Origin of the sequence: Bacillus sp. 1NLA3E, assembly GCF_000242895.2 — a bacterium.
Taxonomy (GTDB): domain Bacteria; phylum Bacillota; class Bacilli; order Bacillales; family Cytobacillaceae; genus Bacillus_BU.
On sequence record NC_021171.1, the window covers coordinates 3,249,096 to 3,270,145 of the forward strand.

General features: G+C 36.9%; 21 protein-coding genes and 2 pseudogenes. 7 read left to right on the plus strand and 16 right to left on the minus strand.

The features are described 5' to 3' along the window. Window positions 1–190: 190 nt before the first annotated feature. Window positions 191–376 (plus strand): annotated as a pseudogene (locus B1NLA3E_RS25685) (IS5/IS1182 family transposase); the annotation flags it as partial. Window positions 377–602: 226 nt separating this feature from the next. Next, a pseudogene (locus B1NLA3E_RS26040) lies at window positions 603–728 on the plus strand (transposase); the annotation flags it as partial. A 183-nt stretch (window positions 729–911) separates the two neighbouring features. Here the strand turns inward: B1NLA3E_RS26040 and ypeB are convergent. The 8 genes from ypeB to B1NLA3E_RS15545 all read right to left on the minus strand — a co-directional run bounded on the left by ypeB (window position 912) and on the right by B1NLA3E_RS15545 (window position 9,498). Beyond that, window positions 912–2,261 (minus strand): germination protein YpeB, encoded by a 1,350-nt coding sequence (gene ypeB / locus B1NLA3E_RS15505; RefSeq protein WP_015594778.1) that lies wholly within the window; start codon window positions 2,259–2,261, stop codon window positions 912–914. Between the two features lie 14 nt (window positions 2,262–2,275). Beyond that, window positions 2,276–3,208, minus strand: a complete 933-nt coding sequence (gene sleB / locus B1NLA3E_RS15510; protein ID WP_015594779.1) for a spore cortex-lytic enzyme — start codon at window positions 3,206–3,208, stop codon at window positions 2,276–2,278. A gap of 169 nt (window positions 3,209–3,377) precedes the next feature. Then, window positions 3,378–4,067 (minus strand): glutamic-type intramembrane protease PrsW, encoded by a 690-nt coding sequence (gene prsW / locus B1NLA3E_RS15515; RefSeq protein WP_015594780.1) that lies wholly within the window; start codon window positions 4,065–4,067, stop codon window positions 3,378–3,380. A 307-nt stretch (window positions 4,068–4,374) separates the two neighbouring features. Continuing rightward, window positions 4,375–5,346: a YpdA family putative bacillithiol disulfide reductase gene (locus B1NLA3E_RS15520; RefSeq protein WP_015594781.1), complete on the minus strand. Its 972-nt coding sequence runs from the start codon at window positions 5,344–5,346 to the stop codon at window positions 4,375–4,377. A gap of 252 nt (window positions 5,347–5,598) precedes the next feature. After that, on the minus strand, window positions 5,599–6,876 hold the full coding sequence (locus B1NLA3E_RS15525) for a Glu/Leu/Phe/Val family dehydrogenase (RefSeq protein WP_015594782.1): 1,278 nt from the start codon (window positions 6,874–6,876) through the stop codon (window positions 5,599–5,601). Window positions 6,877–6,971: 95 nt separating this feature from the next. Beyond that, a complete protein-coding gene (locus tag B1NLA3E_RS15530; protein ID WP_015594783.1) occupies window positions 6,972–7,550 on the minus strand; it encodes a genetic competence negative regulator in 579 nt (192 codons plus the stop codon). Between the two features lie 84 nt (window positions 7,551–7,634). Beyond that, window positions 7,635–8,414, minus strand: coding sequence for a metallophosphoesterase (locus B1NLA3E_RS15535; RefSeq protein ID WP_041580595.1), 780 nt, complete (start codon window positions 8,412–8,414; stop codon window positions 7,635–7,637). Window positions 8,415–8,865: 451 nt separating this feature from the next. Next, entirely contained in the window at window positions 8,866–9,498 is a 633-nt protein-coding gene (locus B1NLA3E_RS15545; RefSeq protein ID WP_015594785.1) for a CBS domain-containing protein, read from the minus strand. Between the two features lie 187 nt (window positions 9,499–9,685). Here B1NLA3E_RS15545 and B1NLA3E_RS15550 point away from each other — a divergent pair, with 187 nt between their 5' ends. The 3 genes from B1NLA3E_RS15550 (at window position 9,686) to B1NLA3E_RS15560 (ending at window position 10,857) form a co-directional block, all read left to right on the plus strand. Beyond that, complete coding sequence (locus B1NLA3E_RS15550) at window positions 9,686–9,916, plus strand: spore coat associated protein CotJA (RefSeq protein ID WP_015594786.1); 231 nt, start codon at window positions 9,686–9,688, stop codon at window positions 9,914–9,916. Then, window positions 9,913–10,173 carry a spore coat protein CotJB gene (locus B1NLA3E_RS15555; RefSeq protein WP_015594787.1) on the plus strand — a complete coding sequence of 87 codons (261 nt, stop codon included), beginning with the start codon at window positions 9,913–9,915 and terminating at the stop codon, window positions 10,171–10,173. Before B1NLA3E_RS15550 ends, B1NLA3E_RS15555 begins: the two co-directional genes overlap by 4 nt. Before the next feature lie 114 nt (window positions 10,174–10,287). Beyond that, the gene (locus B1NLA3E_RS15560; protein WP_015594788.1) at window positions 10,288–10,857 is read left to right on the plus strand and encodes a manganese catalase family protein; all 570 of its coding nucleotides are present in this window, start codon (window positions 10,288–10,290) and stop codon (window positions 10,855–10,857) included. Window positions 10,858–10,932: 75 nt separating this feature from the next. On the opposite strand, the gene B1NLA3E_RS15565 is transcribed toward B1NLA3E_RS15560, so the two are convergent. The 5 genes from B1NLA3E_RS15565 to B1NLA3E_RS15585 all read right to left on the minus strand — a co-directional run bounded on the left by B1NLA3E_RS15565 (window position 10,933) and on the right by B1NLA3E_RS15585 (window position 15,620). Further along, window positions 10,933–11,391: a YpbF family protein gene (locus tag B1NLA3E_RS15565; RefSeq protein ID WP_015594789.1), complete on the minus strand. Its 459-nt coding sequence runs from the start codon at window positions 11,389–11,391 to the stop codon at window positions 10,933–10,935. Window positions 11,392–11,710: 319 nt separating this feature from the next. Continuing rightward, window positions 11,711–12,454 carry a LysM peptidoglycan-binding domain-containing protein gene (locus tag B1NLA3E_RS15570; RefSeq protein WP_015594790.1) on the minus strand — a complete coding sequence of 248 codons (744 nt, stop codon included), beginning with the start codon at window positions 12,452–12,454 and terminating at the stop codon, window positions 11,711–11,713. Then, the gene (locus B1NLA3E_RS15575) at window positions 12,447–13,055 is read right to left on the minus strand and encodes a CPBP family intramembrane glutamic endopeptidase (RefSeq protein ID WP_015594791.1); all 609 of its coding nucleotides are present in this window, start codon (window positions 13,053–13,055) and stop codon (window positions 12,447–12,449) included. The genes B1NLA3E_RS15570 and B1NLA3E_RS15575 overlap by 8 nt, the downstream gene beginning before the upstream one ends. 13 nt (window positions 13,056–13,068) lie before the next feature. Continuing rightward, window positions 13,069–14,565: a RecQ family ATP-dependent DNA helicase gene (locus B1NLA3E_RS15580; RefSeq protein WP_015594792.1), complete on the minus strand. Its 1,497-nt coding sequence runs from the start codon at window positions 14,563–14,565 to the stop codon at window positions 13,069–13,071. Continuing rightward, on the minus strand, window positions 14,556–15,620 hold the full coding sequence (locus tag B1NLA3E_RS15585; RefSeq protein ID WP_041580597.1) for a helix-turn-helix domain-containing protein: 1,065 nt from the start codon (window positions 15,618–15,620) through the stop codon (window positions 14,556–14,558). The genes B1NLA3E_RS15580 and B1NLA3E_RS15585 overlap by 10 nt, the downstream gene beginning before the upstream one ends. Before the next feature lie 286 nt (window positions 15,621–15,906). Between B1NLA3E_RS15585 and B1NLA3E_RS15590 the strand changes: the two genes are divergently transcribed. Beyond that, entirely contained in the window at window positions 15,907–16,155 is a 249-nt protein-coding gene (locus tag B1NLA3E_RS15590; protein ID WP_015594794.1) for a ferredoxin, read from the plus strand. Between the two features lie 383 nt (window positions 16,156–16,538). After that, window positions 16,539–18,113: a phosphoglycerate dehydrogenase gene (gene serA, locus B1NLA3E_RS15595; protein ID WP_015594795.1), complete on the plus strand. Its 1,575-nt coding sequence runs from the start codon at window positions 16,539–16,541 to the stop codon at window positions 18,111–18,113. A gap of 163 nt (window positions 18,114–18,276) precedes the next feature. On the opposite strand, the gene B1NLA3E_RS15600 is transcribed toward serA, so the two are convergent. The 3 genes from B1NLA3E_RS15600 to sigX all read right to left on the minus strand — a co-directional run bounded on the left by B1NLA3E_RS15600 (window position 18,277) and on the right by sigX (window position 20,970). Continuing rightward, complete coding sequence (locus B1NLA3E_RS15600; protein ID WP_041580598.1) at window positions 18,277–19,062, minus strand: peptidoglycan DD-metalloendopeptidase family protein; 786 nt, start codon at window positions 19,060–19,062, stop codon at window positions 18,277–18,279. Window positions 19,063–19,277: 215 nt separating this feature from the next. Next, window positions 19,278–20,444, minus strand: a complete 1,167-nt coding sequence (locus B1NLA3E_RS15605) for a GerMN domain-containing protein (protein ID WP_015594798.1) — start codon at window positions 20,442–20,444, stop codon at window positions 19,278–19,280. Then, window positions 20,437–20,970, minus strand: a complete 534-nt coding sequence (gene sigX / locus B1NLA3E_RS15610) for an RNA polymerase sigma factor SigX (RefSeq protein ID WP_015594799.1) — start codon at window positions 20,968–20,970, stop codon at window positions 20,437–20,439. Before sigX ends, B1NLA3E_RS15605 begins: the two co-directional genes overlap by 8 nt. Window positions 20,971–21,050 lie beyond the last annotated feature (80 nt).

The window sequence follows — 21,050 nt, forward strand, 5'->3', positions numbered from 1 at the left end:
TTTCCGTTCCAGGCGCTTCGCTTTCCGCGGGGCGGGCGGTGAGCCTCCTCGTCGATTAAGCGCCTGCGGGGTCTCACCTGTCCCGCTGCTCCCGCAGGAGTCTTCGCGCCTTCCACTCCAATCAACAGGGTGGTTCCTATGCAAACCTTCCACTCAAGCAATAAATAATAGTAATAGTGAATATGAATTTGTGAATATTGATGAATTAGTTGCAAAGGATCACCGTCTTCGCTTGAATGACAAATAAATCTATTTTTCGTTTCTTCTTGAAAAGGTCCGTCCTTATTATTGCGATGATAACGGACACCCTACTGATCCCCTTATTCTTTTTAAAATGATGTTTATTGGTTATCTTTATGGCATTCGTTCTGAACGTTAATTAGAAAGGAAAATAAGAACAAACGTCACCTAACGCTGTTTTTAGGTTTGAAATTCAAGACTCGGGAATGTTTTTATGACTTAAACTAGGCAATTGAAGTGGATAGAATCAAACACGGAAAAAAACCATTAAAAGAAAAGGAGAAAGAGAAAGAAAATAAGTAAATTCTAGTAAGTAAAATACACCCTGAATGTAGAAAAATACTTTATAAGTTAAGTAAAGAAAAATTGAGCGAAACTTCGCAGGCTCAAAAGAGATGCATGGGCCTCGCTACTGTCGGTTACGGGGATTGAAGAATGTTAGTAAACAGGCTCTCCATACTGCAGCCTGCCATAACATAAAAAAATTGCAACACATTTAGCCAGGTTGGATAAGGTGTGTTGCAATTCTTTAGGTTGATTTGCCCCTGTTGATTGGAGCGGAGATCAACAGGTCCCTCAGCATGGACCATCTCATATTAAAAATCTGCATTTAATGTTCTGCCAAAATGAAAAATAACCTTTTTTCGACAATCTGAGCAAGATAGCTCTTCCTACAATACATTTTCATAAACAGGTTCTGCATTTTCAAGTTTTTCCACTTTCTCTTCAATTCCAGTTCCAGCATTAATATAAATGCGATAGGTGTCTTCACCAAGTGTTCCTAAAAACTCGTAACAGAGAACTTCCTTATTAAGATCATTTAGGATAACCGCTAATCGATCTTCTTCGATTTTTAAATTTGTATTCATTTTTGTCCGTGCTTGTTCTTTCGTTATCGTTGGCTGCGGAATCTTCCTAGTATGGTGAGACTTTAAATAATCATTTGCTGAAAATCCTAACAATTGGCCATTATCTAAGGCTACTTTAATTTTTATTGCTTCAGGATAAATACGAATATCATTTTCTTTTCCAACAAAAGTAAAAACTCCGATGTTATCATATTGGGAACTTTCAAATAAATCCAAATTTTGATATCCATTTTGTTTTAAAAACTCGATTGCTTTATTACTTGCATCATTTAAACCTATGCTTTGAGTTTTGACATCTCTCGAGAGGATAAACCAAATCGGGTACCCTCCTTTTTTGGTTATATCCATGTTTGCCTCTTGTTTACTTTGTTTTTCTAGTAGTGACACACTATAAAATCCATAGTCTGATTCCTTACCACTTTTTTCAACTTGCGTTTTCACATTGTCTCCCAAGCCTGCATATTTTTTTGCGATTTGAATAGCTTCTTGCTTTGTAATTGTTTTCCCCTTGAGATATTTATAATTTTCATCTTTTTTTTGCATATTGATAAATGCAGGGCCAAAATCTGTTTCGGAGTATCCTTGAACCGTTTTTTCGACTGTTTTAAAGCCATCTATAATGGTATTGTCAGCCGCTTCCTTCCCTGTAGCAAGCGCCATTTCTACATCCATCCAACGCAAATTATTTTTCAAAACAAGGTGTTGAACCTTTCTTAACTCACTTTGAATATCGGATGACTGCTTATACAATCCTTGTAGTGCACCATACTCTTTTTCATTAAGCGGTTCTTTATCTAAATCCCTTACTGCGGTTTGATAGCTGAAATCACCGATTTTCGCCAAAAATTCCTCCGTTTTATTAAATGGTAAAAGAGTTAAAGGCAATTGCCCTACATCACTATGCGCCTCAGAAGTGATTCTCCAAACATCTGCCAGTGCGGGTGATAGGGATTTTCTCGAATTCATTGCTAACGTCGTTCCAATTTTATCGTGCAGGAGATCAACGTGGTAGGCAAGGTCATGAAAAGCTCTTTGATAATTATTTTCTGCATTGATGAGAATCGCACTCTTTTCTCTGTGTTCCTGATAACCCCAATAAGATGTCCCTGCGACTCCTAAAAATAGTACGGTAATTATTATCCCTCTAATCAAAGCGTTTCACCTCTTTATTTACAGAATATATGTTTCCCAATTTTCTTAATTTGTGGTCGTCCCCATATCCAGCCATTTGTTGCAGTAGCGGGATTAAAATAATATAAAGCTTCCCCAGTTGGGTCCCAGCCATTGATTGCGTCTATTACAGCTTTTTTGGAGAGTTCATTCGGTGTCAAATAGATTTGTCCATCAGCGACGGCTGTGAATGCACCTGGCTCAAAAATGACACCTGAAACAGTATTAGGGAAAGCGGCACTATTGACCCGATTTAAAATAACGGCTGCAACTGCTACCTGACCGATATAGGGTTCTCCTCTTGATTCTCCGTGAACAGCATTAGCCAAAAGCTTTATGTCATTTTGCGAAAAACCATTTGGAGTATTGGCTGCAGTTGGTTTCTTGGGTGGTGCCTTTGGTTTTGCTGGTACCGGTTTTGGCTTTGCCGGCGTTGGTTTTGCCGGTGCCGGCTTTGCCGGCGTTGGTTTTGCCGGTGCCGGCTTTGCGGGTGCTCGCTTCGCCGATGAAGATGAATTTGGATTGGCTGGTTTTTGTTGCTTTTTTAAATCCACTCCGCCATAATGTGTAAAATTGTTTCCTTTCTTTATTTGTTGTTTTACAAATTGTTGATTATATTTGGACGCTTTGGCCAATTTTACCTTCGTCGCATGACCAACTATCCCATCTATCGGTAGCCCAAATTCATATTGAAAGTTTCTAACAGCCCAATAGGTTCTCCAGTCAAAGACTCCATCAATCTTCCCTGTATAAAACCCTGTGTATTGCAACCTTGATTGCAATTCAATTACATCATCACCTACGGCACCTTTTTGAATCACCTGACTCGAGAAAGCTTGAACTTTTTTATTTGCTCCATAAAAAGGGACAATTTGACATAAAAGCATAATAAGCACTACACACGTTATTGATAAAAACTTCCTTTTCATTGAAGTTACCCCCAGATGATAATCTTTTATAATTCTATTTTTCGTAGTGACTGGGTTTTTATGCAAAATGTAATAAGTTTTCCTAGCAGTGCTCCACCCTTTTTCAAAAAAAAAAAATGATTAATCTCGATGAGACTAATCATTTTAACTTAATAATTATATTATTTATTTAAGAAAGTTCCGACTTCCTTATTTTAAATTGATTCTGGAAGTGTATAGTACTTAATGCTCTCGCTTTTTTTACCTTTCGAATTCCTAACCACCACAAAAAAATCATAAATGGAAAAATCTTTATCATCCAATTTTGTTGATTCCACAAAATATAATCATATATTCCATGCAACAAAAATGGAATAATAAGGGAAAGAGCTAACCATTTGCGCTTTGACTGAGAAGTAAATTTCCCCTTTCCAATATAAAACCCCATTATGACTCCAAATATGGCGTGACTTGAGACAGGTAAAAAAGCACGGCTAATTGCATGCTCCATTCCATTACCAAACAAGAAAAGGATATTTTCAGCAGTGGCGAAGCCTAGTGAAACGGATGCCCCATAAACAACCCCATCATAAGGTTCGTCAAAGGCAACATGATGATAAACTGTGTATATTAAAATAAACCATTTAAAGAATTCTTCTAGAAGGCCAGTTAATAAAAACGCATGTACGATACCCGAATGAACAATATTCTCCGTTTCTAAAACATATTGGATGAATGCAAGTGGGAATACAAGTAATGCCCCAAACAAAAAGGTTTTAAAAACAACTGAGATCGGTTCTGTGCCATATTGATCTTTTAAATAAAAGTAACTTAGCAGTGCTAGACCAGGAGCAATCCCAGCAGATAATATTCCCAGCATGAACTGTCCTCATTTCATTCTGTTTCCTCCATCGTAACATGGATGACCAAGAATGAAAATCACTTCTTCGAGGATGAAGAAGTGGACTTATAAAGTGAATTATTTAATATTTTGGCTCTGCTTAAACTAGAATGTTGATTTCCATTCCAGGCGCTTTGCTTTCCGCGGGGCGGGCGGTGAGCCTCCTCGGCGCTTAAGCGCCTGTGGGGTCTCACCTGTCCCGCTGCTCCCGCAGGAGTCTTCGCGCCTTCCATTCCAATCAACATTGTGCAAAAAATCTACATTGAGCTTTAACACAGCCAAAATTTTAGTGATTTTGTTTCATTAAAATAGACCTTGCTATTTGGGTCCCATGAAACCTGCCATTTTCAATAAAGATTTCATTAGCATTATTTCCCGCAGCAATGACTCCGGCAATAAAAATGCCTGGAATATTTGTTTCCATTGTTTCAGGATTAAACACTGGTCGACCAGTTTCTTCCTCAATTTGAATTCCTATATTTTTCAAGAAATTATGGTCTGGGTGGTAACCAGTCATGGCGAAAACGTAATCATTTTGCACTACTTTTTCTTCTTTTCCAACAAAATATTTTACCTTATCTTTGGTAATTTCCTTTACTTCTGCTTGAAACTCCATCCTAATTACTCCATTACGGACTAAAGAATCAAATTCCGGCAAAATCCAAGGTTTAATACTTGGAGAATATTCTTCGCCTCGGTATACGACTGTTACGCGGGCACCAGCCTTGACTAACTCAATTGCTGCATCAACACTAGAATTTTTCCCGCCGACAATGAGCACATCTTTATCAAAATATGGATGTGCCTCCTTAAAATAGTGTGCCACTTTCGGTAAATCTTCTCCTGGTACCTTCATAAAATTTGGATGATCATAATACCCAGTAGCCACAACTATATATGGTGATAAATATTCCTGCTTATCAGTAACTACACAAAATTGTGTATCATCTCGTTTAGTAACTCCGATCACCTTTTCATACGAGTTTATTCTTAATTCCTTCCTTTTTACTACTTCTCGATAATAGGATAAGGCCTGATTTCTTCTAGGTTTATATTCCTCGGTAATAAATGGTATCTCACCAATTTCTAGCTTTTCACTTGTACTAAAAAAAGTTTGATGTGTCGGGTAATGATAAATTGAATTAACGACATTACCCTTTTCAATCACTAATGGGTTTTTTTCAGATTCCTTTAAGGCTATCGCAGCTGCAAGTCCACATGGACCGCCGCCAATAATAATAACATCTTCATGTTGCATCGTTACCACTCACTCCTTTAATTAAACCGGTCTTGTTTAATATAAAAAATCTCCCATATAATGATAGGAGATTTTTAGCGATTATTCAATGGAGAGCACTTATAACGATAAACAAGCTGCTTCCGCTTTTCGTTTGTCTAGCTCCAGCGGCTAGGGGCTCGGGGTCATAAGCCAAATCTCTCCAGAGGCTAACGCCTCCTGCGAGATTCGTCTTATGCCTGTCGCCCCTGGTCAAGCCGCTTCCGCTTTTCGTTAAATCCAGCCTCTAAACCGGCTGGCTTCGGCCATTTTTCTGACTCCCACCATGTAGGCGGCTAATCGCATGTCAACCCTACGAGTTTGTGCGGTATCGTATATATTATTAAATGATTTCACCATTACCTTTTCAAGCTTTTCCTCAACTTCTTCTTCCGTCCAATAATAACCCTGATTGTTTTGAACCCATTCAAAATAGGAAACCGTTACACCACCTGCTGAAGCTAAAACATCCGGAACAAGTAGAATTCCCCGGTCGGATAGAATTTCCGTTGCCTCCAGTGTTGTTGGCCCGTTTGCTGCCTCTACCAGAATGGTTGCACGAATATTATGAGCATTTTCCACAGTAATCTGATTCTCTATCGCAGCAGGAACGAGAATATCACAATCCAATTCAAGTAATTCCTTGTTGGTTAACGTATTATTAAACAACTTTGTCACGGTACCAAAACTGTCGCGACGATCAAGTAAATAATCAATATCAAGACCATTTGGATCGTGAAGTGCACCATAAGCATCAGAAATCCCGATTACCTTGGCACCGGCGTCATGCATAAATTTTGCTAAATAGCTTCCCGCGTTACCGAAACCTTGAATGACAATACGAGCTCCCTCAATCTTAATGCCTTTCTTTTTAGCCGCCTCTCGAATACAAATCGTGACCCCTTTTGCTGTAGCCGATTCTCTTCCGTGGGAACCCCCTAAAACAAGAGGCTTTCCGGTGATAAAACCGGGAGAATTAAATTCATCAATTCGGCTATACTCATCCATCATCCACGCCATAATTTGGGAATTAGTAAAAACGTCTGGAGCTGGAATATCTTTGGTTGGACCGACTATTTGACTGATTGCCCTGACATAACCTCGGCTTAATCTTTCAAGTTCTCTAAACGACATATCGCGGGGGTCACAAACAATCCCACCTTTTCCTCCACCATATGGGAGATCAACAATACCACATTTCAAACTCATCCAGATTGAAAGTGCTTTAACTTCTATCTCCGAAACATGAGGATGAAAGCGAATTCCACCCTTTGTAGGTCCTACTGCATCATTATGTTGGGCTCGGTAGCCGGTAAAGATTTTAACAGAACCATCGTCCATCCGAATCGGGATTTTAACAGTCATCATTCGTAATGGCTCTTTGAGAAGCTCATAAACCTCTTCAGTATATCCAAGTTTTTCTAAAGCTTTATGAATAACAGTTTGAGTTGATTTTAATACATCATGTTTTTCTACTGTATTTTTACCTTCAGAACCATTCTCGGCTACCATTGATAATCCTCCTAAAAAGTTTTGCCCATCCCATTTTTCTAAGTTTTCCCCGACTTAGCATTTAAAAAACAAAAAAGAGGCATGCTGCCCCTATTTTAAAAAAATGTCACAATGGTTTCTATCGTGTTGTCTTTTATAATTTGTTTTCCATATTCTATTAAACGATGAATACTAAGCAAAGAAGGGTCTCCATACTCTGCTAGTACTGAAATAGTTTTATTTTTATCATCTGATTCAACACCCTCAAATAACAGGTAGTATTTACTATTCATTGAATAAAGGCTTCCGCCACTAACATTCATTGAGGCAAAACGTTTAGACAATTGGATAACTTCTTCGATACTGGAAAATTCGAATAAGATTTCTTCACTTCCCTCAACGGTTACCTGCATCTCAATAAATACATCGTTAAGTGATTCTTCTTCTTCGTCTAATTCCTCCATCGTTACGATCATAACCATCCCTTGGGCCTGTAACGAGAAGATTTCCACCGCAATCGTTCCTTGGATTTCAACACCAAATTCTTCGTTCGCCTCTTCAAGCATGTCATGAAATAATTGATGCCATTTTAAAGAATCTTTCCATATATCATCCTTTGATAAACCTCTGTCATATAAATCATCAGATGTTAAAAAAAATTTAATTTTATTGTAAGTCAATCTTTCCAAGCGCATGACGCAGCCCCCTGCCGTGAACAAAAGCTCTTATGGTAATGTATGATACATTTTCTAGAAGGTGATTTGTTTTCCGTTAAGAGATCAATATTGGCGATTCTCTTGGTTTTTAATGGTAATTAGGTGGGTTTCAGCCTTTGCGCCTAGCCTTAATGGAAGAGCCGTTGTACCATAACCGTTACTTATGAATACTGTTATGTTGCCTATTTTTTTAATTCCACCCTTTTCATAAGGACCATAGCCAAAAATTCTAATTTGGCCTCCATGGGTATGACCACTTAATACAAGGTGGATATTGTTCTCTGGCTTTATTTTATGAATGATCTCTGGATTATGACTGACCAATACTCGAAAACCATTCTTTTCAGCATCCTGCAGGGCATAGTCGAGGCGGTCACGTTCTTCAGCAAGGTCATCTATTCCCAGCAGATTAAACAAGTCCCCTGAATTTGATTCAAATTTTACAGCAGTGTTCGCCAAAACTTTCACGCCACAATCCAAAAGGATTGTATCCAACAGGTGAGGTTCCACTTCATAGTCATTATTTCCCCAGACAAAAAATACTGGAGCGATTCTTTTAAGTTTTAAAATATTAGTTTTTACTTTGTTGAAGGAAACACCCTTTTCAGTCAAATCTCCTCCAATAATAACGATATCAGCTTTTCCAACAGCCTTTGTTATGATCTTATCAGATACGTTTCGGCGATGGATATCAGAAATAAAGAAAATCGTGACTTGCTCGAAGCTTTCAGGAAACTCGGGGAAAAATAGTGTATGGTAAAGAAGTCTATTTGCAAATGCTTCTTTGGCCATATATAAAAGAAGCAAAATTCCAAAACCAATCAAAAAATAAACAAAAATCATATTTCCTCCTATAACCATCAATCTTGAAAAACTACCGAAATCATACCATAAACGATAGAAAAACATAAAAGAAATCCACTCTGCCAAAATCCAATGTTACATAACACAAAAAAGTTAATCAAAACTCCTAGTAGAATCAATAATCGAATGATTAAATTTGACCTTTTTTTTATCGATGAGGGAGTTATGGAGAATATGTACATTATTAAGGTACCATGTATTATACTTCCAAAGATAAATGCTATTGAAGATGCGAAAAATTGTAATGGGTATAACACAAATTTCAAAAACATCTCTGTTATTGAAAATGGATAAGAGAGTGGCATCCATTTGACTAGCAAGATCCCGCATAATAAACCCAAAATTAGTTGGACAAAACTGTTTACCAAAAAAACCCCTCCCATACTTTATTGTATGAAGGGATTTTTTTATTTTTCCTTTTAAAAGAGATCTAATCCTCGTCAATTGACAATATACGGAATCCTGAATCCTCCAACTTTTGCAAAAACTTATCGATATTATCCTTTTTTTCAATTTTCATGACCATTCTACGAACGAGCTTATCTGTTTCATCAAATGTTACAAAAGAAATAATACTCTCATGAAATAAGCTAATAATTTCTGCTAACCTTGCTATTCTTCCTTTTGTTTCAGCGGATGTGAAGGCAATTCTAACTCCCGACCGTTTCATTCCAAAAGCGCTTTGAAATTGCTCAAGCACATCTACTCTAGTTACAATCCCTTTAAATCTGCGTTTTTCATCAACAACACAAATTAACGGGAAATCTTTTAACTCTATTAAAGTTGTTTCAAATAGTTCAGTTCCTGTCAAAAATTTTTCTTGAAATGATACCTTTTCGGAAGCTTTTGTATTTTGTAAGTAGTCCTCTCGTGCTTGATTACCTAAAAAGAAGCCCTGATATATATTGAATCTTGTCAATACCCCAACATATTCATCACCATTTAGTACAGGTAAACCATCAATTTGATGGAGTTCCATCTTCTCAAGAGCACTGTTTAATGTATCATCACTCTTTGCTGTAATACAATTAAATTTGGGGATCATGATACTTTTCACAAACATAATTTATCATCCTCTCAAGAAATAATCTTCTATAGATATATAGTACATCAAATACCTATTAAAAATCCCCTTATAAAAACCAATCTGATCGATTTTCCATTAAATCCTTTTACAAACCATTAGATTAAGGAACATGATTAAAAAATATCTGCATAGAATTAATTGACACAAGACTGAGGAGGACTTTATGTTTACGATTAGAAAAAATTACTATCCTTATGTAAGTCCCTTTGATCCTTGCCCACCTATTACTGTTAAGTCGTTTTCAACGCCACCTAATCTTTATTTAGGATTCCAACCACCAAATTTCCCACAATTCTCCCCTCTGGAAGCTTTAAAAAAAGGAACATTATGGCAGCCGTTTTATGATCCTTGGTATAGTCCATATGAAAGAGCAAAGGAGAATAACCCGGTATGAAACAACTCCCTCCTGAGTATTATCAATTATTGGAACAGCTTCAAGCAGTTGATTTTGTCCTTGTCGAGTTAACTTTATATTTGGATACTCATCCACAAGATGAAGAATCTATTACCCAGTTCAATCATTATGCTAAGGAAAGAAAAAGGTTAAAAAAATTGTTTGAAAGTCAGTTTGGACCACTCATGCAGTATGGAAATAGTTTTTCAAGCTGTCCATGGAATTGGAACGAAGCACCATGGCCTTGGCAAGTATAAACGCGGAAGGCGCTCGATTATTGGGGTCAAACCTAAAACGAAGTGGTTTGTCCAGCCCCGACTAGATCATTCATGCTGGAGTCTATCTCTACTGAAAAGGAGGATACTGTCCATATGTGGGTTTATGAAAAAAAATTACAATACCCCGTTAAGGTAGGTGCTTGTAACCCAAAGTTAGCCAAGTTTTTAATTGAACAATATGGTGGGGCAGACGGGGAGTTGGCAGCCGCACTCCGCTATTTAAACCAGCGGTACACGATCCCTGATAAGATCATTGGCTTATTAAATGATATCGGTACTGAAGAATTGGCCCATTTGGAAATGATTGCCACGATGGTTTACAAACTCACAAAGGATGCGACGCCCGCTCAACTTATTGCAGTTGGGCTTGACGGTCACTATGCCGACCATGATAAAGCACTGTTTTATCATAATGCTGCAGGAGTACCCTTTACAGCAACCTATATTCAAGCTAAAGGAGACCCAATTGCCGACTTATATGAAGATATTGCAGCCGAAGAAAAAGCAAGGGCTACTTATCAATGGATCATTAATATGAGTGATGATCCAGATCTTAACGATGGGCTTAGATTTTTAAGGGAAAGGGAAATTATCCATTCGCAAAGATTTCGTGAAGCCGTAGAGATACTAAAAGAAGAACAAGGTAAAAAGCAATTTTTTTAATCCATTTTTGCATGGGGCTGACCGCAATGATATAGCTATTTACTACTTAGTAGATGTCTCATCAAAACATCAGCCTCATTTATTTTCGTGGTAGAGATTAATATCGAATGTCTTTTTCATCATCTCGAAAACAAGGTGACGGCTTGTCCATGACTCCTCCTTTTTCCATAAATCTTTACTTTTATCGATTATTTCACATCTTAAAGCATGAAACTCCTTTTCAGCTTTTTCTTTTTTTTCACGAAAGATGTTCATTAGTCCGTATGTCCCCAAGGTGATAATAAGAAAATAAAAATTAGCAGAGTTATTTACGTATGCGGAGAACATCACTGAGAATGAATATGAATAAGGATTTACTACAGTGAAATATAAGTATATGAAATAACAAAATAACAAGAATAACGTGCATGACATGGTGAAAAGATGCTTTGCTTTATATTGGTCATATTTTTTTTTGCGTTTCACAACATTTTGAAGCATTTGTTTTGTCGCCTGATCAGTCCGTTCATCCAACATTAATATGGTTTGTTCCATCTTAATCCCTCCACATCCAATACCATTCTATGTTCCTGTCCTAGAAAGTATGAAACTATCTGCAAAAAAAGCACTACTTATGAGTTCTAAGTAGTGCTCAGGCTGTCGAGAGACGCTCGGCCATCTATTATTTTGCCTAAAAATATTTAGTGATTCATCGCGTTAGTTTGTTATAACACCATTATTAATAAATAGGCTGTTCAATAATGTTTTAACTGATTAACGCGGTTAATTATTAAATTATGAAAATAAAAAAAGACTATCGAAAGTTTTTCGACAGCCTGAAGCACTACTTATGAGTTATAAGTATTGCTTTTCTTTATTTTTGGATAGGAATTTTGAGAACTTGTCCAACATGAATTTCATTATTATTCATATGATTAGCCTGTTTAATAATCTCAATTCCTGATTGGGAATGGTAATAATTCATCGCAATCCTGTACAAAGTTTCACCCGTTTTAACAGTATGTTGTTTGAACTCAACAGTGTTAGTTGGCTGTTTCGTCTCGGTTGAATCATTTTGTACTGGCGGAGGTGCGACATTACCTGTACTAACATTCCCTGTTGAAGTAGCATCGGAAACATTTGTGTTTTCGGCTGGTGTTGTTTCAGTCGTTACAGTTTCTGCTTGTGCTGTTTCGGTTACTGTAGAAGACGTAGTGTTATCTTTTACTGTTGTTGTGTCGTCTTTTTCTTTTTTAGTAGTTTCCTTTGAGGCTTTTTTCTTGGAGTCCGAGTGATCAATCGAAATCCTTTCGTATCCTCCTTTTTCCTCAAAGACTTGCTTGTTTTGATGTGGAAAAATTACATCCCGGTAATTATAAACAGCATAAATAGTTACAGGTAGCAAAATAAAAAACAAAACAAGGAGCCGGATTAATGGAAAACTTTGCTTTCCCTGCGTTTTTTTTCTACTTCTACGTTGCTGATGATGCTCTCCACGCGGTGGTAAGCTTGTTTCATCCACTTTCCTCTCAATGTTTGAGTGATCAACTCTCACGGGACGATCAACTCTTAGCCGTGTAGAATCTGTTTTTTGTCGATAAGGATCCTCTTTATTCATGAACATCCCGTCCATTTCTGTCTATTTTATATTGTTTCATTCTAATCACTAACCCTAATAGAAAATCGATTAGGAAATGCATAAAAATTGTAACGGATAAGTTGTCGGTAAAAGCGTAAATATATCCTATAAAAAAACTTAATAATATGATGTTTATAAATAAAAACCAGTTAAACAGATAACGAAAATGAATGAGAGCAAAGATAGTGCTGGTAACTAAAAGCCCAAAATGAGTTTGCAGAACCCCTCTAAATAGCACCTCTTCGCTAAAGGCAACAACCCCAGCAATAAATGCGATATGGATAACGTTTCGGTTTTGAAAGATTCTATCATTTAATCCACCATCGTCATAATAATGATCAGGAAGTACTTTTGTTAACAGCAAATCCACCATTACCACTGTTAAACCAGCGCCTCCGCCAATGAACCAAATTGTTGGATCATTCCATTGAAATAAATGTACGAAATCTGGAAGACTATCAAACAATATAAAAGCTAAAATAGCAGAAATCGATAAAAGCAGAATTTGCGTTCCATACAGATGGAATAATAATTCTTTATCAGAAAGTTCCTTTACCACTTCATTATAACGATTTTTCATCTTTTTCTCTCACTTATTTTAATAGAATTTGAGACAAATAATGTTTCCAATCCTTATATTTATCATCTTTATTCTTTACTAAGCCATCACTATGGAACAGCTTGTTATCTACACCACAGCAGTCACAGCAATTTGATATATTCTTTGAACTAAGCTGTTCTTCAGAAAAATATGTCAGGATTGCTTGCCTTCTACAGCTTTGTGAAATTATCCAATCCATCATATTGGCAATATTGGACCGTTTGAACGCTAAGCGGTTCTCTACAAAGTTGATCAATTTTGGGACTGATTCTTCAATTCCAATGTTGTTCGTCCCAGTTAAATTCAGGAAGTCAGCAACAATTCTCCACTGAACGTCTGAAAAACCAGGCATCCTTTTCCATTCCTCCAATACACTTACTTCACTTGTGGGATGGTTATGACCCTTCATTAATGAATATAAATATTCAACTTGATCTTTGGTTGGCAGTTCTCCCTCTGAAAGCTGAGTAGCTAAAAACTCATCTCCAGGCGCATACATTAAAATAGCAATACTTTGAGATCCATCTCGACCGGCACGACCAATTTCTTGTAGATAAGACTCCATTTGTAAGGGCATATGGTAATGAATAATAAAATGAATATTTTCTTTATTAATCCCCATTCCAAATGCGCTTGTTGCACAGATTACATCCAACTGCCCATATAGAAACTGTTGTTGGATTAAAATCCGTTGCTCTTGTTCCATCCCACCATGATACGCCATCACTTTATTCATTCCCTGTTCATGTAGATACGAAGCTGTTTGTTCAGCTAATCGCTTACTTGAGAAATAAATGATGCCCGGACCCTTCAAATCCTTAACCAACTCAGACAAACGCTCCAGTTTTCTTGACGAATTCGTTATTTTTTCCACAGTGATGGTGATATTGGGACGATCTACTGAGTGGACGATTTCTTCCCATTGTCCGGTATTTAATGATTGCATAATATCTTTTCTAACTTCCTGCTTAGCCGTTGCTGTTAGTGCCAATGTCGTCGGATTATTAAGTTTCTGACGAATATCACCTAATTTTAAATAATCAGGACGAAAATCATAACCCCATTGGGAAATACAATGGGCCTCATCTACTACAAATAATGAGATCAACAGTTTTTGTAGGGATTGGATGATTGTTTCCACTCCTAACATTTCAGGAGAGATAAAAATAAACTTATATTTTCTTAAATTCAAAAATGCTGTTTGTTTTTCTTGATAGGTTAAAAAGGAATTTAATGCTATCACCCTTTTTTCACCGTTCATTTTCATTTGTTCCACTTGATCCTGCATTAGTGATAATAAAGGAGAAACGATGAGAACATGACCTTCGAGTAAATGACCGGGTAATTGATAACATAAAGATTTCCCTGTCCCAGTTGGAAGCATAGCAAGTGTATGCTTACCAGTTAGAAGAGAAGAAATAACTTCCTTTTGACCAGGTCTAAACTTATCGTAATGAAAGTGTTTATGCAATAAACCTTCTAATTCCATTTTGATTCACCATACTTTGCCATAACGAGTCTTATTTCAAAATATTCAATCCCACTTGTTAGGTCCCGAATTTGTTTTAATTGTTTAGAATCTGATTGTTTCGCAGCAATAAGAATCATTTTTTGCTTTTCCACCTGGACAAACGGGGTAATATCAAACTTTTCATCCATAAAAGCAATTTCCACAATATGATCCTCAATCGTGCTCTGTTTTAAGTTCCTAATTACAGCGATCTCATCTATATTCAAGCCCTTATTTAACAATGCGTACGTTTTTTGTGTAGAAAAAGTAAAGGAATGTGGGTTTCTTACATCTGCAATGATTGCGTTCAATAGCTGGTATTGATCTGGATCACTTTGAACGGTTTTAATCATTAAATGAATTAAACTAAGAAAGTTTAAGTGATAATACGTATATTCTTGTTGTAGAAAACCCGCAGCTTGGTGAGAAGTTAAACCAATCCGATCATGCCCCGTTAATCTAATAACTAAAATGGATGGATCTATTAAAGGTTCAGACTCAAAGCATCTGACCATTTCCAAATAAAGACGGCTTGCTAATTCTTCCCTTGGAGTTGGTGAATTCTGAATGAATTTTTTTATCCAAACCTGTACATCAGACTTTCGTTGAACGGGAATATACTCTGTATGATGATGGACTAAGTTTGAACAAACCTGTACAAGAAGGGAGAGCCTCCCCCAAAAAAACCCAGTCATCGAATGATAGCCCCACCCATTAATAAAGATTGGAATCGATCTCGCCTTCAATTGCTCTTTTAAAACCTCTTTTCCTTCATTTGTTAAAAGAAAATGTTGGTCAGAGACTTTCTTAACCAAATGTTTTGTATGAAATCCTACTATTCTTTCCTCGAGCTCTTCCCTTGTTAGAAAGTGGTAAGCCTGAAAGAATTTTGTCAATTGAAATAAATGTGCATCTTGAATGGTTTGAGAAGATTTTTTTCCCTTTAAAAGGTGGTACACAGAATAAATACTTCTTTCTCCATTTATTTGATTTAAACAATAAAGGATGACGGTTTCTAGGTATGTACCTAACATTTTTCCACCTTTTATAATCCTATAATTAGGAAGATTTATTTTAATATTCCAATAAAATTTTTGCATTTTAAATTAAGTTTTATTTTACCATGAATTAAGATGCATGGTTACTGTAATATTGTTTCAGAATAAAACAGACGCTCTAGTAACAAGTTATAGGTTCTCTATTTTAATTTACTATTGAAAAGTTGTCCTTACAGTTTTAAAATAGAGTGTGGGAACGCCTTCCATTATCATGATGGAAGCGATTTTAATATTTTTTGAACTAAATGGGAGGGTATTTTTCATGGCGAAATTTACTATTGTTGACAAAGAAACTTGCATTGCTTGCGGTGCTTGTGGCGCAGCTGCACCAGATATTTACGATTATGATGATGAAGGTATCGCATTTGTTACACTTGACGATAACCAAGGGATTGTAGAAATTCCAGATGTATTAGTTGATGATATGATGGATGCATTCGAAGGTTGTCCAACAGATTCTATTAAAGTGGCTGAAGAGTCATTTGATGGAAACGCAACAAAATTCGAATAAAATTTAATCCTACTACATAGAAAAAACCTCTTCGAAATAAAGAAGAGGTTTTTTCTATGTATCCTCAAAACATTTTTATCACTTTATAATATTTATCTTTAGGCTATGTTAAAGAACGTTGGTGATTTTTCTGTTGATTGGAGCGGAAGGCGCGAGACTCCTGCGGGAGCAGCGGGACAGGTGAGACCCCACAGGCGCTTAGCGCCGAGGAGGCTCACCGCCCGCCCCGCGGAAAGCGAAGCGCCTGTAGCGGAAATCAACAGACACTTTTAACAAACCCTATCTTTAAAAGCACAATATGATATAAATTGACACGTAATCAGTCCTCTTGTGAAATTATCAGAATATTATTCTTATACTTAAGGGAAGGTAGATGAATAAAAATGTTCCAAATATTAGTAGCAGATGCTATAAGCCCCGAAGGTTTACAACCACTTTTGGAAATGCCCGATGCAAATCTTATCCAAAAAAAAGTTACTGATTCAGACGTTCAGTTAAATCAAATTGAAGCAATATTGGTTCGGAGTGGAACTAAGGTAACGGATGATTTAATGGCAAAAATGCCAAGTTTAAAAATTATTGCCCGTGCAGGTGTAGGCGTAGACAACATCGATGTTCCCGCTGCAACCAAAAGAGGAATCATGGTCATAAATGCTCCAGATGGTAACACCATCTCAACTGCAGAACATACTTTTGCTATGATGGCATCTTTAATGAGAAATATTCCACAAGCATACGCATCCATTAAAAATTTAGAATGGAACCGAAATGCTTTTGTTGGTACGGAACTATACGGAAAAACATTGGGGATTGTTGGTATGGGTAGAATTGGCTCTGAGATTGCTAAACGTGCCAGAGTTTTCGGTATGTCCGTTAACGTATTTGATCCATTTTTAACTAAGGAACGTGCAAACCAACTTGGTGTAACTTCTTGTACTTTGGACGAAGTATTGGAAAGCGCTGATATTATCACCGTACATACTCCTCTTACTCCTGAAACAAAAGGACTTCTTAACGAACAAACAATTGCCAAAACAAAAAAAGGTGTGTACCTTCTTAACTGTGCTAGAGGCGGAATTATCGACGAGCAAGCATTAGCATTATACCTTGGTAACGGTCATGTTGCCGGTGCGGCTTTAGACGTATTTGTGACTGAACCACCTGGAGAAAACCCACTATTAAAATTTGATAATATCATTTTCACGCCACATTTGGGGGCATCAACCAAAGAGGCTCAGCTTAATGTTGCTTTTCAAGTGGCAAAAGAAGTTCGGCTATTTTTAGAAGACAAACCTGTTGCGAATGCGATTAATCTTCCTTCTATGTCTAAAGATATATTCCAAAGAATTCAACCATTTCATAACTTATGTAAACAACTTGGTTCTATTATTTCACAGAGTGTTAAAGAAGGTGTTACAGAAATCTCGGTCACTTATGCTGGAACTGTTAATGATTTAGAGACCTCCTATTTAACAAAAGCAATCCTTTCTGGCTTCTTTAAAAATCGCGTCGATATTTCTGTTAATGAAATAAATGCCCTTCTTACTGCAAAGGAACGCGGAATTACGATAGGGGAGAAAATTGGAACAACTACCTACGGTTATGCAAACAGCATTTCTGTATCCGTCAAAGGTGATAATCAAAACTTTACCGTAAGAGGAACGTATATTGACCATTATGGACCTAGAATTGTTAATCTAAATGAGTTTAATATTGATTTCCTTCCTGAAGGTAACCTATTAGTGGTGAAACATATGGACCGTCCTGGGGTTATCGGCCGTGTAGGTAAAATTTTAGGCGACCACGAAGTGAATATTGCTACTATGCAGGTAGGTAGAAAAGAAGCTGGTGGAGAAGCAATCATGGTATTATCTTCAGATAAACCATTAACCGATGATTTATTGAAGAATTTATCTGAAAATGGGGACATCGTAACTGTAAGACGCATTACTCTCTAATTCGACATAGACCGCATGAGAAGTGTTTAAAGGCTGTATACAGCGTTTAAACATTAGGAATCGCCTAAACACCTTCATGCCACATTTGAACTCTTGGTGGATTAGCTAAGGCTTATAATCAGGATCAAAAAAAATCAGAGTTTTTTTCTCTGATTTTTTTGATTCACTGAACAATTAATGTTTGCTGTGGAATAATTTGATTTGATTTTAAATGATTGATCGCCGATATTGTTTCTACATTTGTTCCATACCTTTTTGCGATTGACCAAAGTGTTTCCCCGGGTTTTACACTATGGACGATCTCACCATTTCCTTGATACCCAGCCCCTAGATTACTTTCATTCACGGCAGCTGGCAACTGACCATTAGGTTGTGGTTGTAGTTGACTTCGCCCTGACACCTCCAATGACTTGGCTATATCTGCGAAAACATATTTCCCAATTCCAACTTCACCTAGTGCCATTACTGGGTCAATGGCATTTTGTTTTTCAAATGTCCATTCATTTTGATGTATTTCAAAATGCAAATGGACTCCAGATGAATCACCTGTATTCCCCATTCTCCCAATAACTTCACCCTGTTTTACAGCCTTTCCTTCAAAGACATTACGTGATTTCAAATGGGCATAAACTGTTTCAAACAGATTACTATGTTTGATAAACACAACATTTCCATATGAGTCTGAATAGTAAGACCTGCTTACTACTCCTTTAGCAACTGCATAAATGGGAGATCCCATTTCTGCCGCTATATCAATTCCTTTGTGTACTCCTTTTCTTGTTCCATATAAGTCCGTAATAACACCATTTGACGGCCATATCCAATGAGCAGTTTGCTCTTTAATAGTCAAAGTTTGAGCATCCGAATGTATTCCACCGGAAAATAATAGGCAAATGCATAGTAATGCCATGGTTCTGGGTATCAGATACCGCTGGATAAAATCTTGCATCCTTCTCCTCCTTAGTAATATCTCCTTCCACCGATGACTGTCTGCCCCAAATTACCTTCCAAAAGCACCTCGTTATTATTTGGCAAAATTTTAATATTTTATGCAAATACTGTGTTAAATTAGAATCTTGATTTCCGCTCCAATCAACATTGAGCTTTAAACAGCCTATGCAAAAAAAAAGGACTAGCCGTTTGCTAGTCTCTACAATAACCCTTTTAAATTTCATGTTTATTTGGTGCAACGGGCACCTCAATTGGTTGATCCAAATGAAATGGACCAATATGGTCTGCACTCCCATTCTTTATTTCTACTGCAGTAAAACCAAATTCCTTCGCAGTTAATAAAATTGCTTCAAGACCATACATCATTTCTTGGGTTTGTGGTATTTCTACCCCTTTTCTAATCTTAATTGTTAGGGTTCTATTATTCGGAACAACCTTATCAAATTGAAATTCCTCGGGAATAGATGCTTTCAGCCCTTGAGTTGGAAATCCCCTCTTCATTTCCGCAAAAGCAGCCTCAGGTGAAGCTGCTGTTGCCTCCATTGGAACAAGAAGTGGGCGTTCCTGATTTTTTGTGTATAGAAGTAAGTATGGGTGTTCATCATCTTGATCAGATGTAAGATCTATTTGTAGTAACTCATCATTTCCAAGAATAATACCTGGCTTATGCATTGTCGAAAAAGTAATTCGATTTACCTCACTTCGATTTCCAAAGGATGTTTTCAGTGAATTTTGGAAGGTCAGCTCATTTGCTGAACCCCAACCATACTGGTGATCGGAAGGAAGATCAATATTAACCACCTTTTCTTCACTATTAAACGTTAAAGTTCCTTTCAGTGGAAAATAATCACTTAATCCCCACTTTTCTTCTAATAACTTTGGCATCGTTTCAATAAATTGATCGAACCAACTTTTTGTTTCTTTCTTAGCAACAAGAACACTAACCGGAGCAATATTCATAGCGTTTGAATCTGGGATCCCATATATGAGTATTTCTTTACCTTGTAGATCTTCCTTATATACGGCTGTTTTAGCCATTTCATGTTTATTATATTGGATTGCCCCACTTTGATCACTTTTATCCTTTTCCATTTTTAAACTAACAACAGGATCTTCACTTTGTTCAATTGACTTTGATTCCTGTCCTGAATTAGGGTTAGAATGATGAATTGACCCAGAAAGTCCTGGCGCCAAAATAAAAAAGAGAATAAGAGCAGCAATACTTGCTAAGCCGGGAACTAACCATCCTGTTCCTTTTTTTCTATTTATTTTTGCTGATATTTGATGATAAAGGTCATGAGGATCTCGATTATCAGTTACTTTGGGCAGCTGTCTGAGCAATACTTCCAGATGTTCTCTAGTCCGTTCTGTTTTACTCACTTACGAATCCCTCCTTTTCCTCCAAATCTTCCATATATTTTTTTAAAGTCTTGAGTGCTCGATGCTGGGTTGTTTTTACTTTACTTTCTGTCCAATTTAAAACAGCCGCTGTTTCAGAAATTGAAAGATCATGCAAATAACGCATAACAATAACCATTCGTTGATCTAATGTACATAAGTTAAGGCTCCTGTACATTAGTTGTAGGTCCTCTCTTTCCATTGCTATTTCTTCTGGTATAGGGTATTGATCTTTAACCTGTTGGGTTGACCAATCAAATTTCTCAATAAGCTTTTGCTTCCAACCTTTTTGTTTCCGAAAATAATCGATTGCAACGTTGCGGGCAATTGAAAACAGCCAAGTTTTTTCACTACTTTTACCTTCAAATCTTGAATAGGATCTTAACACCCTTATATAAACCTCTTGAACAAGATCTTCTGCTTGTTCACGGTTTTTGACCATATAAAATAAAAACTGAAAAACGTCATGGTGATATTTTGTATATAAATCTTCAAAAACGGAGTCCATTAAAGGGTTCCCCTCCCCGTTCATTTAATTAGTCGTTTTCATCATAAAAAAGTTTCATCTCTAACTATAGTGGTTTTAGA

Excerpts from the sequence above, each read along its gene's own strand:
- B1NLA3E_RS15550 (WP_015594786.1), top strand. The coding sequence starts at position 9,686 with ATGTTTACGATTAGAAAAAATTACTATCCTTATGTAAGTCCCTTTGAT.
- prsW (WP_015594780.1), bottom strand. The coding sequence starts at position 4,067 with ATGCTGGGAATATTATCTGCTGGGATTGCTCCTGGTCTAGCACTGCTA.
- B1NLA3E_RS15530 (WP_015594783.1), bottom strand. The coding sequence starts at position 7,550 with ATGCGCTTGGAAAGATTGACTTACAATAAAATTAAATTTTTTTTAACA.
- B1NLA3E_RS15590 (WP_015594794.1), top strand. The coding sequence starts at position 15,907 with ATGGCGAAATTTACTATTGTTGACAAAGAAACTTGCATTGCTTGCGGT.
- sigX (WP_015594799.1), bottom strand. The coding sequence starts at position 20,970 with ATGGACTCCGTTTTTGAAGATTTATATACAAAATATCACCATGACGTT.
- serA (WP_015594795.1), top strand. The coding sequence starts at position 16,539 with ATGTTCCAAATATTAGTAGCAGATGCTATAAGCCCCGAAGGTTTACAA.
- B1NLA3E_RS15585 (WP_041580597.1), bottom strand. The coding sequence starts at position 15,620 with ATGTTAGGTACATACCTAGAAACCGTCATCCTTTATTGTTTAAATCAA.
- B1NLA3E_RS15575 (WP_015594791.1), bottom strand. The coding sequence starts at position 13,055 with ATGAAAAATCGTTATAATGAAGTGGTAAAGGAACTTTCTGATAAAGAA.
- B1NLA3E_RS15600 (WP_041580598.1), bottom strand. The coding sequence starts at position 19,062 with ATGCAAGATTTTATCCAGCGGTATCTGATACCCAGAACCATGGCATTA.
- B1NLA3E_RS15555 (WP_015594787.1), top strand. The coding sequence starts at position 9,913 with ATGAAACAACTCCCTCCTGAGTATTATCAATTATTGGAACAGCTTCAA.
- B1NLA3E_RS15580 (WP_015594792.1), bottom strand. The coding sequence starts at position 14,565 with ATGGAATTAGAAGGTTTATTGCATAAACACTTTCATTACGATAAGTTT.
- B1NLA3E_RS15570 (WP_015594790.1), bottom strand. The coding sequence starts at position 12,454 with ATGAATAAAGAGGATCCTTATCGACAAAAAACAGATTCTACACGGCTA.
- B1NLA3E_RS15535 (WP_041580595.1), bottom strand. The coding sequence starts at position 8,414 with ATGATTTTTGTTTATTTTTTGATTGGTTTTGGAATTTTGCTTCTTTTA.
- B1NLA3E_RS15520 (WP_015594781.1), bottom strand. The coding sequence starts at position 5,346 with ATGCAACATGAAGATGTTATTATTATTGGCGGCGGTCCATGTGGACTT.
- B1NLA3E_RS15545 (WP_015594785.1), bottom strand. The coding sequence starts at position 9,498 with ATGTTTGTGAAAAGTATCATGATCCCCAAATTTAATTGTATTACAGCA.
- B1NLA3E_RS15525 (WP_015594782.1), bottom strand. The coding sequence starts at position 6,876 with ATGGTAGCCGAGAATGGTTCTGAAGGTAAAAATACAGTAGAAAAACAT.
- B1NLA3E_RS15565 (WP_015594789.1), bottom strand. The coding sequence starts at position 11,391 with ATGGAACAAACCATATTAATGTTGGATGAACGGACTGATCAGGCGACA.
- B1NLA3E_RS15560 (WP_015594788.1), top strand. The coding sequence starts at position 10,288 with ATGTGGGTTTATGAAAAAAAATTACAATACCCCGTTAAGGTAGGTGCT.
- sleB (WP_015594779.1), bottom strand. The coding sequence starts at position 3,208 with ATGAAAAGGAAGTTTTTATCAATAACGTGTGTAGTGCTTATTATGCTT.